The sequence below is a fragment of the Paenibacillus spiritus genome (assembly GCF_008710135.1).
Classification (GTDB): domain Bacteria; phylum Bacillota; class Bacilli; order Paenibacillales; family Paenibacillaceae; genus Paenibacillus_AQ; species Paenibacillus_AQ glufosinatiresistens.
This window is the reverse complement of sequence record NZ_VYKK01000018.1, coordinates 55,469-69,194: the sequence shown is the minus strand read 5'-3', so window position 1 is coordinate 69,194 and position 13,726 is coordinate 55,469. Positions and strand designations below refer to the sequence as shown.

The following is a 13,726-nucleotide window of genomic DNA, read 5'->3' as shown; positions in this document are numbered from 1 at the left end:
CGATTAATACTCACTCGTTGTTCAGTTTTCAAAGATCAAACCGTCTCTGCTTTCAGTTATTCACCGCGTCGCAGCGACCTTTATAATATATCACAGTCTTTCTCGTTTAGTCAACAACTTTTTTTGAAGTTATTGATCCGAGGCTGCTCGCCGCCCCTTCATTTTCAAATGACTCAAAGGGACGAGTTATAATGTATCATACCGCTGCACAGAGAGTCAACCCTTTCTGCCACCTTCCTCTGGGCCACCGTCTTACTCTGTCTTTATCTAACAGACCGCGTACTGGACGGCGCAGCCCCCCCCCTCCTTCCATGATGCAACCTCCTGCACCAAGGCGCGCGAAGCCAACTTGCGGAGAACCAGCGGAAGCTCCAGAGCGACGGGCTGGAAATCGGAATGCTTCAACAGTTCCTGTACGCTCCACGTCTCGCCCCGCTCCTTCATCCAATTCAGCAGAAAAGAGCAGGACTGTCCCATTTGCGACATCATCGAGAACTCGCAGGCCAGCTGCGCAAGCTGAATGCGCTGCTCCAAGGTCTCCCCGCTCACGGTCAGCTCCTCGTACATTTTATAGACAGATGAGTTCAGCTCCTTCACCTGCTCCCAGACCGCAGGCTCGGGATAGCGTCCCTGCTCGGTTACCTCCAGCCGCGCCCAGTGATAGAGCGCCACCAGAATGCAGTTATACGCATCCATAATGCAGCCTGCCTGAATGTATCTCTTGGATTTGACGTACATATGGAGCAGCCGGGCGAACTCCACAAAAAGAATCCGGTCGCGGAGCGGCTTGCTGAACCGGATGATTTCCTGCCGGATCTGCTCCAGGACTCCTTGCGGATCCCATATAATATCCCCTTCCAGGATACAGGAAATACGTTCGTTGTTGTCCCCGGTAATGACCGAACGCTGAAGGCTGTCCAGGTCCACATGCAGGATCTGCGAGCGAATCTCCCCGGTCAGACTGTCTTGAATCTGATAGCCCTCCTCCAGTTCCTCATGCAGAACAAGTATAACCATATCAAAATCATGCAAAAGCGCACTTTGAGACGACGAGCTTCCTTGGCGGCGAAGCAGGGCGGCTCCCAATGCGTTCTCATCAAAAGCTTCCCCGCTCAGCCAAGTCAAATTGGACAGTTCCATTGTACCCTCCATCGAAATTGGCGAATTTGCGTCGGCGCAGACTGGTTGATTGATCCATTTATCAATAACTTATGCTACTAATTCTACGTATTGAAATCAGTTCCTTCTGGCCGATTGAACTATATTTAAGGCTGTCCGGGTCTATATGGACGCCCGCCTGTTACCCGGAAGAAGCCCGATTCGCCGCTGAGCGGCTGAATCGGGCTCTTTTTGAGATAAATAAGCCACACGGTCAGTCGTGTATTCCGCTCAGCGCTTCCCAGGCGGCACGGTTAGCAAAATTGCGGTTCCAGGATGCGACTCCGGCGAGATTCAGAGATCGGGCCATATTCACCCGGGCTTCCAACGAGACGTTGTCTTCTATCCATATCCGCTGGAGCACACCTTTCTCCTTGTATTCCACGTAATTCTGGCCTGCGTCGGCAGCGAACTTCGGGGTGAGCTTCTTCTCGGACAGAATATCCTCCACTGTCTTCATTCCGACTGCCTTGGAACTGACCTTATTCTTCCCGTCCTTCGTAGTCTCGCTCCAAATCCGGGTATAGAGCGGGATGCCCAGTACCAGCTTGTCGGCAGGAACTCCATCCTCCTCCAGAATCCGTTCCACCGCATTCTGCGCCCAAGGCAGCGAGGCAACCGACCCGGCCTCCGGACTTGACGCCCAGTGCTCGTCGTAGGCCATTACCATCATAAAATCGACCAGAGGACCAAGCGCACGGCGATCAAGGAAGCGGGACCACATTTCGCTGCCGGATTTAGGCGATACATCCATTGACACAATCAGATTGCGGGCCTCCGCCAGCGGCTTGAGCTCCCGCATAAATTGGGTGACATTGCCGCCATCCTCGGTGTATACATTCTCGAAGTCAATATTAATGCCGTCCAAATGATAAAGCTCGGCGTATTTCAGCATCTGCACAATCGCGTTCATGCGGTTCTCATAAGAAGCAAGGGCTTGTGTGGTAATGTCGGGTTCGAACCCGTTGCTCATGAGCCCCCATACCTCGATTCCCTTGCTCTGCGCTTTCTCTACATAGGCCGAATCCGCCTTGCTGCGCACATTCCCGTGTCCGTCAACAATCTCAAACCAGGTAGGGCTGACGACGTTCACGCCCGTCAGTCCATCCAGCGAGGAGAGTGCCGCTTGGCGGTCGTATACGGCTTCCCAGGTCAGATTGATCTTCTTGCCGGTCCAGCTTCTTTCGGCATGAGTGGGAGCAGGCGGCTTGGCCTGAACCGTCTTGGTCCCGGCGTCCTTGACTTTCTCGGCTTGAATATAGCCGGAATAGCCGTTATCCATTTGAGCGAAGAGCCAGTTCCCTTCCTCTCTCCAGATGCGCAGCCTCGTTCCCGGAGGCATGTCCGCAAGAACCTTGTCACGAATGGAGGGTCCGCTGCGCAGCGCGGCACTCTTGCCCCCTTCGGGTCCCATGACTTGCCCGAGCGGAACGCTCTCTCCCGCCAGCATGAGCAGCACGGCGCCTGTTCCGGCATCTTCATGCAGATCCAGGCCGTACAGCATCTTCAGCGGTTCAGCAGGCAGATAGGTGGTATCTCCTTTTTGTTCGGGGGCCAGACGAAGCTGCAGCGGCTTGTTGTTGAGACTGGCTTCCGTCTGCTCCGCCTGCATATACAGCAGATCGCTGGCGGTGGTCAGAATGACCGACTGGGTCCCGGATTCGTACCGGATCGAGGGATCCACGATTTTTTGCAGCAGGGGAAGGGGAAGCAGCAAGTTCTCTCCCGTGCCCGCAGCGCTGTATCCGGTCGGTTCGCCCTGCACGAAGATCGGCTTCTTCTCTCCCTTCCAATCCGGATCGGTATGCAGGCGGCTGGGCAGCACGAAAAAGATCACCGCATAGACTGCCGTTGCGATGAGAACAAGACCCGCCAATCGGCGAAAGAGGCGGCCGCGTCTGGCGGCACGCCGGCGTCTGCGTATTCTGTTCAAGATAAGGCCTCCATGTCTGGAATAATAAATAATAAAAAGAAAACGTGAGTCATCCGCTTGTATTCGGAATCCGCACGTTGCAAATTTCTTAACGGTATAGAGGGCCGCAGCAGCAGCCGGCGCCTTAATTTAGACCGGCCGCTACATGCTTGGCCTGGCAGCATTCACAAATGCCGTAGAGCTCCATACGAAGGCTTTTGACTTTGAAGCCCGTTGACGTTTCAGCCTGATGTTCGACTTCGTGCAGGGACGGATAGCTGAAGTCCTCAATCTTCCCGCATTCCTGACAAATGACATGGTAGTGGTCGGACACGTTGGCATCGAACCGGCTGGAATTATCGCCGTACGTCAGTTCGCGAACCATGCCCGCTTCCATGAACATCTTCAGATTGTTATACACCGTGGCAACGCTCATGCTCGGAAACTGGGGTTCCAAAGCCCGGTAAATGTCGTCCGCGGTCGGATGATTCATGGCTTCCATCAGATAAGTGAGAATTGCATGACGCTGAGGCGTTATACGGACTCCGGTTGTTTTCAGTTGTTCCAGTGCGTGCTGTACGCCATTACCCATCATGTCACCGCCTTTGGTACGCATAGGACAGACAGACGATCCTATGCTTATTGTCATTGTAAAACCGCGCTTTTGACCTTGTCAACGCGGCCAACAGATTATATTAATTATTATATAAAAAAAATTCCATAATTCAATATGTCCTCACATTTAGATTGCTGTTGCCTTCGACGGAGAGGTGAAACTCGCCTGTGCCGAGCTTGCCGGTGATCGTCTTCTTCTCGATTTTGAGGCCTGGGAGAGTTGATTCGATATTGCCGTAGCCGCTTGAACCTTGCAGTTCATAGTTGCCGTCTGCCGGCAGACGCAAGCGAATATCCCCAACCGCGCTGTATACAGACCAGTCTCCGCCTACAACCGGCGCAGCAATGTCAACGGCGCCGTTCAGCGTCTCGGCCTTCAGCGCGGCCCGCGCCCCATCCAGCCGGATGTCACCGTTCTTCGTCGAAAGCTCGACTTCGGAGCCGGACCGCTCGACGCCGATGCTTCCCACCGCTGTTGTCAGTTTCAGTCCCCCGTTGATATCCCAGGCATACATGGCGCCGCCGCCGCTCGTCAGTTCAACGTTACCCTGAACTTCACGCGCGCGCACTTCCCCGTTCAGCGTCTTGCCCTTCACTTCGCCGAATACCCGGTTCAGAATCAGCTTTCCGTTCCCGGTCGCCAGTGAAATCTCCCGAATCGCCTCTACGTTCTGTAGCGTAATGTCGCCGTTCATCGTCTCGAGCTCGAGGTTAAAGCGCCGGGTATCCGGGACGGCAATGTCCAGGTCCATCCGGGGCTGGCGCTTGCCGGATTCCCCATAGGTCTTCAGCTTCGGAACAATACCAATGGTCGGACCGGGGTCCACCTGAAGAAAAGACTGCTCCGCAATGGCTTCCGCCTGGGCACCCTCCAGCTGATCCACCCATACCGTGGCCGTGATTTCGATGTCCTTGACTGCGCTTCGGTGGATCAGAATATCGCCATTGACGGATTCCACCGCCAATTTGGCCGTGTTGAGCTCAACCGGAACTCTAAGCGCCGGCTTAACGAACCGGCTTCCCTGAGCTTCTCCGTACTCGGCGGCTGCCGCCGTCAGGTTAAGGCTGACCTTGTTCCAGAGGTGGAGATAATGCTCCTGCTCCGCCACCACAAATACGGATGCTCCGAGTAAAACAGAGAGGAACACCCCTTTCAGGTCGGGCCGGGTTCGGACGCCGCGTTCCCGTCTGCCATGCCTGCGTGCTGTCAGGCAAGTCGCCAGATATTCCATACCCCAGAGCACGGGAATGACAGGCCACCACTTCAAAAGCAGCAGCAGATCATCCGAACCGCTGCGCCAATCCTCGAGAAGCAAATAGCCGACGCCGGCCAGAACGGCGGCCGCGGTAAATCGTCCCGCAGGCCATCTGCCGGTGTCTTTTTCCATCGGCCGGCTTCTGCGGGCAATTTCGCACACCGCTGTCAGCAGCGCTCCAATAAGCAGCGCCGCTCCCGCGCCTACCGCAGCCTGATGATCCACAAACGTACGCAGCCAGAGCGGACGGACCGTAAATAAGGCAAGCAGCGCCCCTCCCATTACAAGAAGGAGGCCGAACCGGATATCCGGCTCCCGCATGGAGCGCCGCCGGGGCGGCGAGGCCAGCTCTTCCTCGGGAGAAGGCGCCGGCGGCGGATACAGATGATGCCGGATTAACCGGTCCGCCGTCTGAAGCGCGTCGTACACATTATAGAAATAGATCACCGGTATCAGAAGTCCGAGCAGAATAAGCAGCGGGACATTGATCTGGATTCCGATGGACGAGAAGTACAGAAGCGCTGCAATATCCAGAATGATCAAGAAAACAATAGAAATCCCCTTGCGAATCAATCCAAAGTACAAATGACCGGTGCCGGGGATAAGGGCGGCCAGCAGGCCGGCTGTAAATTTGCGTTTGTACCGTCTTTGTTTGGGCCTCGGCGGGATGACCGGCTCTTCATCGGAATCAACGGTCTCTTCCGGTTCTCGGTCGAGCCCGCTGCCAGCCCTGCTTCTATCCTCAAAATAGGCTCTTTCTTCCGGAGACAGCCATGTGCGGCTATCCTGTTTCATGGATATTCCCCTCTTTTCGTTGCGCCGTCGTCCGTTAGGCTGCTTCAGCCCGGCTGACTGCCGCCGCGATGAAATTCCAGCAGTTCGACCCCGGGCGCGATGCTCTGCGAAGAGACCGGCGAGAAGCCGTGTTTGCGGTACAGGGCAACCGCAGGTTCGTTATTTTTCCCCGTCGATACCGTATACCTGACGGCGTCCGGATAAGTAGCGAAGACATACTCCAGCAGCCTGCCCGCAATGCCGAGGCGAAAATGGTCAGGGCGCACCATCATGCGGCTGACGGTTACAATTCCTTCTTCTTGGTCAGCCTCTACCGCAACGGCTCCAATCAGTTCCCCCTCTTCACCGAGGTATCCGTAGAAGCGCTCGCCGCAGCGGCGGAGCATATCCCGGGTCTCCAGAAGCGGAGGAATTTCGTGAAAACCGATGCGTTCCGCCTCCAGACGATACGCTTGATGCTGAAGCAGCCACAGCTCGGACAGCAGCTCGCTGTCTTCCAGATCCAATGGTTCGATCCTGCCTTTGACGTTCATCGTTCTCCCCCGAATTGCCAAAGGCCTGCCGCTGCCGACAAGCCTCGTGCACAGTATGAACCGCGGCCGGAACAGCTTCCGGCCGGCGGGATTACACGTTCAGAATCTCGGCCAAAAGCTGGTTAACCAGACCAGGGTTGGCTTTGCCCTTGCTCTCTTTCATAACCTGGCCGACGAGAAAGCCGATCGCCTTCTGCTTGCCGGCTCTATAATCCTCCACCGATTGGGGATGATTAGCGACCACTGTCTCTACGATCTGCTTGATTGCGCCTTCGTCGCTGATCTGGACCAATCCCTGCTCTTCGACGATGACTCCCGGCAGCTTGCCGGATTCGAGCATGGCCTTGAAGACCGTCTTGGCGATCTTGCTGGAGATGGTGCCTTTCCCAATCAATCCGACCATTTCTCCAAGACCTTGCGGCGTGATGCGCACTTCGGACAGTTCCAAATTGTTCGCATTCAGGAAGCCGAGCAGATCGCCCATCATCCAGTTGGCGACCGCCTTGGCGTCAGCCGTGTACTTCAGACTCTCTTCAAAAAAGTCGGCCAGCGGCTTGGATGCCGTGAGTACGCCGGCATCGTATGCCGGCAGTCCGAACTCCTCGGCATACCGCTGACGGCGCGCATCGGGCAGCTCCGGAATTGAGGCCCGGATCTCTTCCTTCCAGTCCTCTCCGATATGAAGCACCACCAGATCGGGATCGGGGAAGTAGCGGTAATCATGCGCCTCTTCCTTGCCGCGCATCGGGAAGGTCTTGCCCTGGGCCTCGTCCCAGCGCCGCGTCTCCTGCTCAACCGTCCCCCCGTCGTCCAGAATATCGGCCTGGCGGTATTGTTCGTATTCCAGTCCGCGCAGGACGCCGCGGAAGGAGTTCATGTTCTTCAGCTCCGCGCGGATGCCGAATTTCTCCTGGCCCGCCGGGCGCAAGGAAATGTTGGCGTCGCACCGCATGGAGCCTTCTTCCATCTTGACATCCGAGACGTCGCAGTACTGCATGATGGCACGGATCTTCTCCAGGTAGGCTCTCGCCTCTTCGGGTGAACGAAGGTCCGGCTCCGACACGATCTCGATCAGAGGCGTACCCACCCGGTTAAAATCGACGAGCGAAGCGTAGCCGCCGTCTACATGGGTCAGCTTCCCGGCGTCTTCTTCCAGATGGAGACGCGTAATCCCGATCCGCTTCGTGACGCCGTCCACTTCGATGTCGATCCATCCGTTCTCGCCGATCGGCTGGTCGTACTGGGAGATCTGATAGGCCTTGGGCGAGTCGGGATAGAAATAATTCTTCCGGTCGAACTTGCTGACGTCGGCGATGGTGCAATTCAGAGCCATCGCCGCCTTCATGGCGTAGTTCACCGCCTGCCGGTTGAGCACCGGCAGCACGCCGGGATGTCCCAGACAGACGGGGCAGGTATGGGTATTGGGCGGGGCGCCGAATTCGGTCGAGCAGCCGCAGAAGATTTTGGACTTCGTATGCAGCTCGACATGCACCTCCAGGCCGATGACTGTTTCGTAGTGGGATAATGGCATTGTCGTGGTTCCCTCCTTCTTCCTCGCCCTAGCTCTGCGGACGCTGCTTGTGATGGTCGGTGTTCTGCTCAAAAGCGTGAGCGACGCGCAGCACCGTGCTCTCGTCGAACTCTTTGCCGATGATCTGGAGTCCCACCGGAAGGCCCGCCGAGAATCCGCAAGGGACGCTGATCGCCGGGATGCCCGCGAGGCTGACCGGAATGGTCAGAATATCATTCAGGTACATGGTCAGCGGATCTTCAGTCTGCGTGCCCAGCCGGAAGGCCGTCGTCGGCGCGGTCGGCCCGGCGATAACGTCGAACCGGGCGAAGACTTCGTCGAAGTCCCGCTTGATCAGCGTCCGGACCTTCTGTGCCTTCAAATAGTAAGCATCATAGTAACCCGAGCTCAGCGCGTAGGTTCCGAGCATAATCCGCCGCTTCACTTCGGGACCGAAGCCGCGGCTGCGGGACTGCTTGTACAATTCGAGCAGCCCCCCGCCGTCGTCGGCCCGTACGCCGTAGCGCACGCCGTCGAACCGGGCGAGATTGGAGGATGCTTCCGAAGAGGACAGGAGGTAGTAAGCCGCAACTGCATACTCCGTGTGCGGAAGCGAGACTTCTTCCCATACGGCTCCCAGCTTCTCCAGTTCGGCCAGCGCCGCCAGCACCGTGCTGCGGACTTCCGGATCGACGCCTTCACCGATATATTCCTTCGGGACCGCGATGCGCAGGCCGCGGACATCACCTGTGAGCGCGGAAGCATAATCGGGAATCTCAACCTTGGCCGACGTGGAATCCTGCGGGTCGTACCCCGCTATCGCCTGCAGCACGTAAGCCGAGTCCTCGACGTTGCGCGTGACCGGACCGATCTGATCCAGGGATGAGGCGAAGGCAACGAGCCCGTAGCGCGAGACCAGGCCGTAGGTCGGCTTGAGACCGACCACGCCGCAGTAAGAGGCCGGCTGGCGAATGGATCCGCCGGTATCCGAGCCAAGGGCAAAGAACACTTCACCCGCAGCAACGGCGGCGGCGGAACCGCCGCTTGAGCCTCCCGGCACATACTCCAGGTTCCACGGATTGCGAACCGGGCCGAAGCTGGAGTTCTCGTTCGAGCCGCCCATGGCGAATTCGTCCATGTTCAGCTTGCCGACCGTTACCGCATCGGCGCCGCGCAGCTTGACAGCGGCGGTGGCGTCGTAGATCGGCTGGTAGTTGGAGAGAAATTGGCTGGCGCAGGTCGTGCGCAGACCCTTGGTGACGATGTTGTCCTTGACTCCCGCCGGAAGGCCAAAGAGCAGCCCTCTCTCTCCGCCGGCGGCCAGGCGATCGTCCAGGACGCGCGCGGTCTGGCGGGCTCCTTCTTCGTTCAAGGTCAAAAAGGCGTGAATATCGCCGTCGAGGCGCGCAATGGCAGCCAGGGAAGCCTCGGTCAGCTCCAGGACCGAGATCTCCCGGCGGTGAAGCAGATTATGTATTTCCGGCAACCGGTGTTGTAACAGGCTCAAGACTTCATCTCCCTACTGTAATGGCGGTAACCCGCCGGAATAAATATGGAATTTCAGAAGATTCTACTCCAGGACAGCCGGAACTTTGAACTGTCCGTCTTCTTCGTCCGGAGCGTTCAGCAGAACTTCTTCAACGGGCAGACTGTCCCGGACCGCATCTTCCCGCATCACATTGCTGACATGCAGCACATGGGTGGTCGGTTCCACTTCGTCGGTATCCAGTTCATTCAATTTCTCGGCGTACTGTAGAATGGCGTTCAGTTGTTCCGTAAACACGGACTCTTCCTCCGGGCTCAACTCCAGCCGGGCCAGCTTGGCCACATGCCGAACGTCCTTGACGGTAATGCTCATGTTCAGGTCCCTCCCGTATAAGGGCTTATATGCCCGGATAACGCTCTTAATTATATTGTAGAAGCGGGGACAATTCAATGCGGTGAAGGAGTACGGAGCGGAGCGAAATCTCTTCTCACGGCATAAAAAAAGCCGGCATGCGCCGGCTTCATTAAATCCAGGCCCTCAAATTCACCTGCTTGATGAATTCCGCCTGGGACATGTTGTCTGCAGTTGTCTTCTCTGTCTGTCCGGCTTCTTCGGACTCCCCGTTCATCAACTGATGGAACAGCTTCTCGTTATGTGTGGACAGAGCGTAGTCGATCAGCGCTTCCCGCGTGGCTCTCTCTGCTTCCTCCATCATCAGATCCGCTTCGGTCTCAACGTCCTCCAGGGTCACATAGAAGTTCCGGTTCGCGGCCGGCACGCGCACCACATAATCGAACGCATTGTCCGGATTGCGGTCATAGGCAATGACATAGCCATAATCTCCGATAGGAAGATTCTGCTCGAATGCATCCGCGACTATGACGATCTTCTCCCCTAAACGCAGCATCGCCCTACCTCCTGTGCCTAACTCTGTCATGATGTGCTTTTTCAACAGTCTACTAAAAATTAATAGCCCTGTCTACAACATGCGCTGCGCTGTTTTATGCAAATTCATAAATTCTTGCAAAAGAAATTAAAGCCGCTTCCTTCACTGGCTCTCCAGTTCCCAGAGGCGTCTTCGCCAAGGCTGAAACCGGCCCCTTCCGTAAGGAAAGGTCCAGAACGGAACTCTGCGCTCCTCGCTGCCGCCGATGGCGTCAGCCGAATAATGCTTCTCCTTGCAGCCGGATTCGCCCGAATCTCCGGCCGGCTCTTCCAACCGGATTCCCCCGGCTCTTCCCGTCACTCTCTTGTCTGTCTCCTTGCTCTCCACTCGCTCTGTCCTCCATCAAATTACACCAAAAAAAGAACGCAAACCGGGATCCAGTCCTCAGTCTGCGTGCTTCGCATCGGTAAATGTTACATTTAATTAACGTCATTGTAGCAACTTTGTCGTTTCTTGTCCAGTCCGGCCTGCAAAAAAAGTCAATTAATGAGCCGGCACGTAGGGGTTGCGCGCTTTCTCGAATCCGATAGACGTCCGCGGGCCATGCCCGGGATAGACCGTAACCTCGTCGTCCATCCGGTACAGCTTGCCGCGGATCGAATCGAACAGGTCCCGCTCCCTTCCGCCCGTCAGGTCGGTCCGTCCGACGCCGAGCCGGAACAGCACATCGCCGGAGAACAAATCCTGTCCGCACAGGAAGCTGACGCTTCCGGGCGAATGGCCGGGCGTGTGATAGACCTTAAACGTATGGCCGATGAACGACAGCGTCTGGCCCTCGGCCAAATCGTATTCGGCCGGATCGGTGACAAGCGGCGGCGACACGCTCGGCCACATGAGCGAACCGTTGAGCTTGGGGTTCCCCAGCCACTCGCTCTCCAGCGGATGCAGATAGACGGGGCAGTTCTTGAGCTTGCGGATTTCGTCGACGCCGCCCATATGGTCAAAATGCGCATGGGTCAGCAGAATCGCCTCAATGTCGATCTCTTCGATGGCCCGGATCAAGGCAGCGGGGTTCATGCCGGGATCAATGACAATGCCCGTGGACGGATCCGCGCCTGTCAGCAGATAAGCATTGGTCTGGAGCGGGCCCAGGTTAAAGGTGCGAATATTCAGCATCGGCCTAGAATCCGGAAATCAGGCTGCGCAGTTCCTTGGCAATTACAGCCTGACATTCCGCTCCTTCCCCGTAAGCTTGTCCCATCGCCTGGCGTACGGCGGTGATCTTCTCCTCGTAGCCCGGCGCCTCGCGGTCGGGATTCTCCCGCTTGAATTCGTTCATTAGCGCCTGTACATGCTGCGGACGGGGCCCCCAGTGTCCCAGCACATAGCCTCCGGTATCGGCGATAATGACGATCGGGACGGCACGGCCGCCCATCGTCAGAAAGTGATCCATCACATCCTGATGTTCTTCCAGCACCAGCACTTCAGCCGGAATGCCGGCGGTCTCCAGAATCCGGAAAACGGCCGGGACATTGCGAACCACATCTCCGCACCAGTCTGCGGCCAGAATCAGCGCGCGCAGGTCGTCACGGTAATTCAGACTCTCGAAAAAGGCCTTGTCGTCTTCGTCGGTCCACTCGAAGCGCTCGTATCCGTTCTCGAACGCCTGCTGATTGACGCTCATGCTCTCCACGAATTGCCGGGGGGTCAGACCCCCTCCAAATTTAGCCGACAGGTTCGGCTTCATTGCGCATCGCCCTTTCTCTTCTTGGATTGAACCCATTTGAACAGGAAGTATACGATAAACAGCGCCAGCGCGCCCAACAGAATCTCATGCGTGTACTTCGAAGCCACATCGTCGATGTCCTTCCATTTGTCTTTCAGCGTCATGCCGAGATAGACAAACAGCGCGCTCCACGGAATTACCGCAAGCGTCGTCAGAAGAGCGAACTTGCTCAGCGGCATCCGCGAGATTCCGGCCGGAACGGAGATCGCATGGCGAACGACGGGAATGAAACGGGCGGTGAATATAACGCCGGTTCCGTATTTGTTGAACCAGACCTCGGAATGGTCGATATGTTTTTTCTGAATAAATATGTACTTGCCGTACTTCTCCAGGAAAGGCCTTCCGCCGTAGCGGCCGATCCAGTAAATGAAAATCTGGGCAAGCACGCCGCCGATCGTCCCGAACAGGACGGCTCCGAAGAAATTGATCTGATGTTCGCTCACCAGATAGCCTCCGTAGGCCAGAACGATCTCGCTGGGAATAATCTCGATCATAAGCCCGATCATAATGCCAAAGTAGCCAAGGCTCTGGATCCAGCTCAGCAGCTGTTCCACAATGCCGGAAAGGATATGCAAGTGGGTTCCTCCCTCCATATTGGTCCGGATTCTATCTGGGCCGGTTCTCTTAGCCTATTCTAGCATACGCAAGGTTAGCACATCCACTTGACCGAAGAGCCATCTTAAGGTAAAGTGATATTTAGATAATTGACTAAATATCGAAAGGTCGCTTGCCATGAACGATTCCTTCAAAGCGCTTGCCGATCCGACCCGCCGCCAGATTATCCGCCTGCTTCGCGAGCGCGACCGGACGGCCGGAGAAATCGCCGACTGCTTTGATATCAGCAAACCGAGCATTTCCCATCATCTTCAGGTGCTGAAGTCGGCAGGGCTGGTTCAGGATGAACGAAAAGGCCAGTTTCTCGTCTATTCGCTGCATACGACCGTTCTGGACGAAGTGCTGGGCTGGCTGCTGGATCTCAGAAGCGGGACCGTATCCGTTAAGGAGGATCAGGATCAATGAAGAAGATCAACTGGAAGTGGCAGGAGACGGCTGCGGTGGCAGCCGGACTGCTGACGCTCGCTTATGCGCTGATGAATTACAGCCGGCTGCCCGACAAGCTTCCCTCCCATTTTGGCTGGAACGGTGAAGTAAACGGGTATATGGACAAGGCGGCGGTTATCGCGATGACCGGCCTGCTCGGCCCTCTCCTGCCGCTGCTGATCCGTTTTACCCGCAGGCTCGATCCCAAGCGGGACAATTACAAGCGGTTCGAAGGCGCTCAAGGCGCGATTGTGCTGACGATCTCCCTGTTCTTTGATCTGATGCTGCTGGGCACGGTCCGCTACGGACTCGGATCGACCTGGATCGGGGGCAAGCTTGCGACCGCCTTTGCCGGCGTGCTTCTGATTATTGTCGGCAACTACATGCCTCAAATCCGGGACAACTATTTTCTCGGTATCCGTACCCCGTGGACGCTGGCTTCGCCCGAAGTCTGGCGGAGAACCCACCGGCTCGGCGGGCTGATGTGGGTAGCCGGAGGACTTCTGGTCATCGCCGGCGCCTTGACGCGCGGACCGGTCTCCCCGGTTCTGCTTGCTTCAGGCCTCGTGCTTGCCATCCTCGTTCCGGTCGTCTATTCCTGGCTTCTTCATCGGCGGCTTCGTTCTTAGCCGGAAGGGAACGGCCGGTCAGCCGTCTTTCGGGAAGCGCGCCTTCGGCACGGCTCTCTCTGCAAGCACTCGTACTTCAAGAACCCGCAGCCTCGGCTGCGGGTTCTTGCGTGTTCCGG

15 protein-coding genes are annotated in these 13,726 nt (G+C 56.8%); 2 read left to right on the top strand and 13 right to left on the bottom strand.

Going from position 1 to position 13,726, the window contains the following annotated elements; genetic code table 11:
* Positions 1-267: 267 nt before the first annotated feature.
* The 13 genes from F4V43_RS13860 to F4V43_RS13800 all read right to left on the bottom strand — a co-directional run bounded on the left by F4V43_RS13860 (position 268) and on the right by F4V43_RS13800 (position 12,512).
* The gene (locus F4V43_RS13860) at positions 268-1,140 is read right to left on the bottom strand and encodes a nucleotidyltransferase-like protein (RefSeq protein ID WP_191089583.1); all 873 of its coding nucleotides are present in this window, start codon (positions 1,138-1,140) and stop codon (positions 268-270) included.
* 232 nt (positions 1,141-1,372) lie between these two features.
* Positions 1,373-3,091 (bottom strand): glycosyl hydrolase family 18 protein, encoded by a 1,719-nt coding sequence (locus tag F4V43_RS13855; RefSeq protein ID WP_150458842.1) that lies wholly within the window; start codon positions 3,089-3,091, stop codon positions 1,373-1,375.
* A gap of 124 nt (positions 3,092-3,215) precedes the next feature.
* Entirely contained in the window at positions 3,216-3,662 is a 447-nt protein-coding gene (perR, locus tag F4V43_RS13850; protein ID WP_150458841.1) for a peroxide-responsive transcriptional repressor PerR, read from the bottom strand.
* Positions 3,663-3,795: 133 nt separating this feature from the next.
* Positions 3,796-5,736 (bottom strand): DUF4097 family beta strand repeat-containing protein, encoded by a 1,941-nt coding sequence (locus F4V43_RS13845; RefSeq protein ID WP_223879894.1) that lies wholly within the window; start codon positions 5,734-5,736, stop codon positions 3,796-3,798.
* Positions 5,737-5,780: 44 nt separating this feature from the next.
* Complete coding sequence (locus F4V43_RS13840) at positions 5,781-6,269, bottom strand: GNAT family N-acetyltransferase (protein WP_150458840.1); 489 nt, start codon at positions 6,267-6,269, stop codon at positions 5,781-5,783.
* Between the two features lie 91 nt (positions 6,270-6,360).
* On the bottom strand, positions 6,361-7,800 hold the full coding sequence (gatB, locus tag F4V43_RS13835; protein WP_150458839.1) for an Asp-tRNA(Asn)/Glu-tRNA(Gln) amidotransferase subunit GatB: 1,440 nt from the start codon (positions 7,798-7,800) through the stop codon (positions 6,361-6,363).
* 28 nt (positions 7,801-7,828) lie between these two features.
* Entirely contained in the window at positions 7,829-9,286 is a 1,458-nt protein-coding gene (gene gatA, locus F4V43_RS13830; RefSeq protein WP_150458838.1) for an Asp-tRNA(Asn)/Glu-tRNA(Gln) amidotransferase subunit GatA, read from the bottom strand.
* A gap of 63 nt (positions 9,287-9,349) precedes the next feature.
* Positions 9,350-9,637, bottom strand: coding sequence for an Asp-tRNA(Asn)/Glu-tRNA(Gln) amidotransferase subunit GatC (gene gatC / locus F4V43_RS13825; protein ID WP_150458837.1), 288 nt, complete (start codon positions 9,635-9,637; stop codon positions 9,350-9,352).
* Positions 9,638-9,788: 151 nt separating this feature from the next.
* Positions 9,789-10,172: an ATPase gene (locus tag F4V43_RS13820; RefSeq protein WP_150458836.1), complete on the bottom strand. Its 384-nt coding sequence runs from the start codon at positions 10,170-10,172 to the stop codon at positions 9,789-9,791.
* 141 nt (positions 10,173-10,313) lie between these two features.
* Complete coding sequence (locus tag F4V43_RS13815) at positions 10,314-10,538, bottom strand: hypothetical protein (RefSeq protein WP_150458835.1); 225 nt, start codon at positions 10,536-10,538, stop codon at positions 10,314-10,316.
* A 156-nt stretch (positions 10,539-10,694) separates the two neighbouring features.
* Positions 10,695-11,327, bottom strand: a complete 633-nt coding sequence (locus F4V43_RS13810) for an MBL fold metallo-hydrolase (RefSeq protein ID WP_150458834.1) — start codon at positions 11,325-11,327, stop codon at positions 10,695-10,697.
* A 4-nt stretch (positions 11,328-11,331) separates the two neighbouring features.
* Positions 11,332-11,898: a thioredoxin family protein gene (locus F4V43_RS13805; protein ID WP_150458833.1), complete on the bottom strand. Its 567-nt coding sequence runs from the start codon at positions 11,896-11,898 to the stop codon at positions 11,332-11,334.
* Positions 11,895-12,512: a DedA family protein gene (locus F4V43_RS13800; RefSeq protein WP_223879893.1), complete on the bottom strand. Its 618-nt coding sequence runs from the start codon at positions 12,510-12,512 to the stop codon at positions 11,895-11,897. The genes F4V43_RS13805 and F4V43_RS13800 overlap by 4 nt, the downstream gene beginning before the upstream one ends.
* Positions 12,513-12,669: 157 nt before the next feature.
* Here F4V43_RS13800 and F4V43_RS13795 point away from each other — a divergent pair, with 157 nt between their 5' ends.
* Both F4V43_RS13795 and F4V43_RS13790 read left to right on the top strand, forming a co-directional pair.
* A complete protein-coding gene (locus F4V43_RS13795; RefSeq protein WP_150458831.1) occupies positions 12,670-12,957 on the top strand; it encodes an autorepressor SdpR family transcription factor in 288 nt (95 codons plus the stop codon).
* Positions 12,954-13,607: an SdpI family protein gene (locus tag F4V43_RS13790; protein ID WP_150458830.1), complete on the top strand. Its 654-nt coding sequence runs from the start codon at positions 12,954-12,956 to the stop codon at positions 13,605-13,607. Before F4V43_RS13795 ends, F4V43_RS13790 begins: the two co-directional genes overlap by 4 nt.
* Positions 13,608-13,726: the final 119 nt, after the last annotated feature.

Excerpts from the sequence above, each read along its gene's own strand:
- F4V43_RS13840 (WP_150458840.1), bottom strand. The coding sequence starts at position 6,269 with ATGAACGTCAAAGGCAGGATCGAACCATTGGATCTGGAAGACAGCGAG.
- F4V43_RS13810 (WP_150458834.1), bottom strand. The coding sequence starts at position 11,327 with ATGCTGAATATTCGCACCTTTAACCTGGGCCCGCTCCAGACCAATGCT.
- F4V43_RS13805 (WP_150458833.1), bottom strand. The coding sequence starts at position 11,898 with ATGAAGCCGAACCTGTCGGCTAAATTTGGAGGGGGTCTGACCCCCCGG.
- F4V43_RS13845 (WP_223879894.1), bottom strand. The coding sequence starts at position 5,736 with ATGAAACAGGATAGCCGCACATGGCTGTCTCCGGAAGAAAGAGCCTAT.
- gatB (WP_150458839.1), bottom strand. The coding sequence starts at position 7,800 with ATGCCATTATCCCACTACGAAACAGTCATCGGCCTGGAGGTGCATGTC.
- F4V43_RS13795 (WP_150458831.1), top strand. The coding sequence starts at position 12,670 with ATGAACGATTCCTTCAAAGCGCTTGCCGATCCGACCCGCCGCCAGATT.
- F4V43_RS13790 (WP_150458830.1), top strand. The coding sequence starts at position 12,954 with ATGAAGAAGATCAACTGGAAGTGGCAGGAGACGGCTGCGGTGGCAGCC.
- perR (WP_150458841.1), bottom strand. The coding sequence starts at position 3,662 with ATGGGTAATGGCGTACAGCACGCACTGGAACAACTGAAAACAACCGGA.
- gatC (WP_150458837.1), bottom strand. The coding sequence starts at position 9,637 with ATGAGCATTACCGTCAAGGACGTTCGGCATGTGGCCAAGCTGGCCCGG.
- F4V43_RS13860 (WP_191089583.1), bottom strand. The coding sequence starts at position 1,140 with ATGGAACTGTCCAATTTGACTTGGCTGAGCGGGGAAGCTTTTGATGAG.
- F4V43_RS13820 (WP_150458836.1), bottom strand. The coding sequence starts at position 10,172 with ATGCTGCGTTTAGGGGAGAAGATCGTCATAGTCGCGGATGCATTCGAG.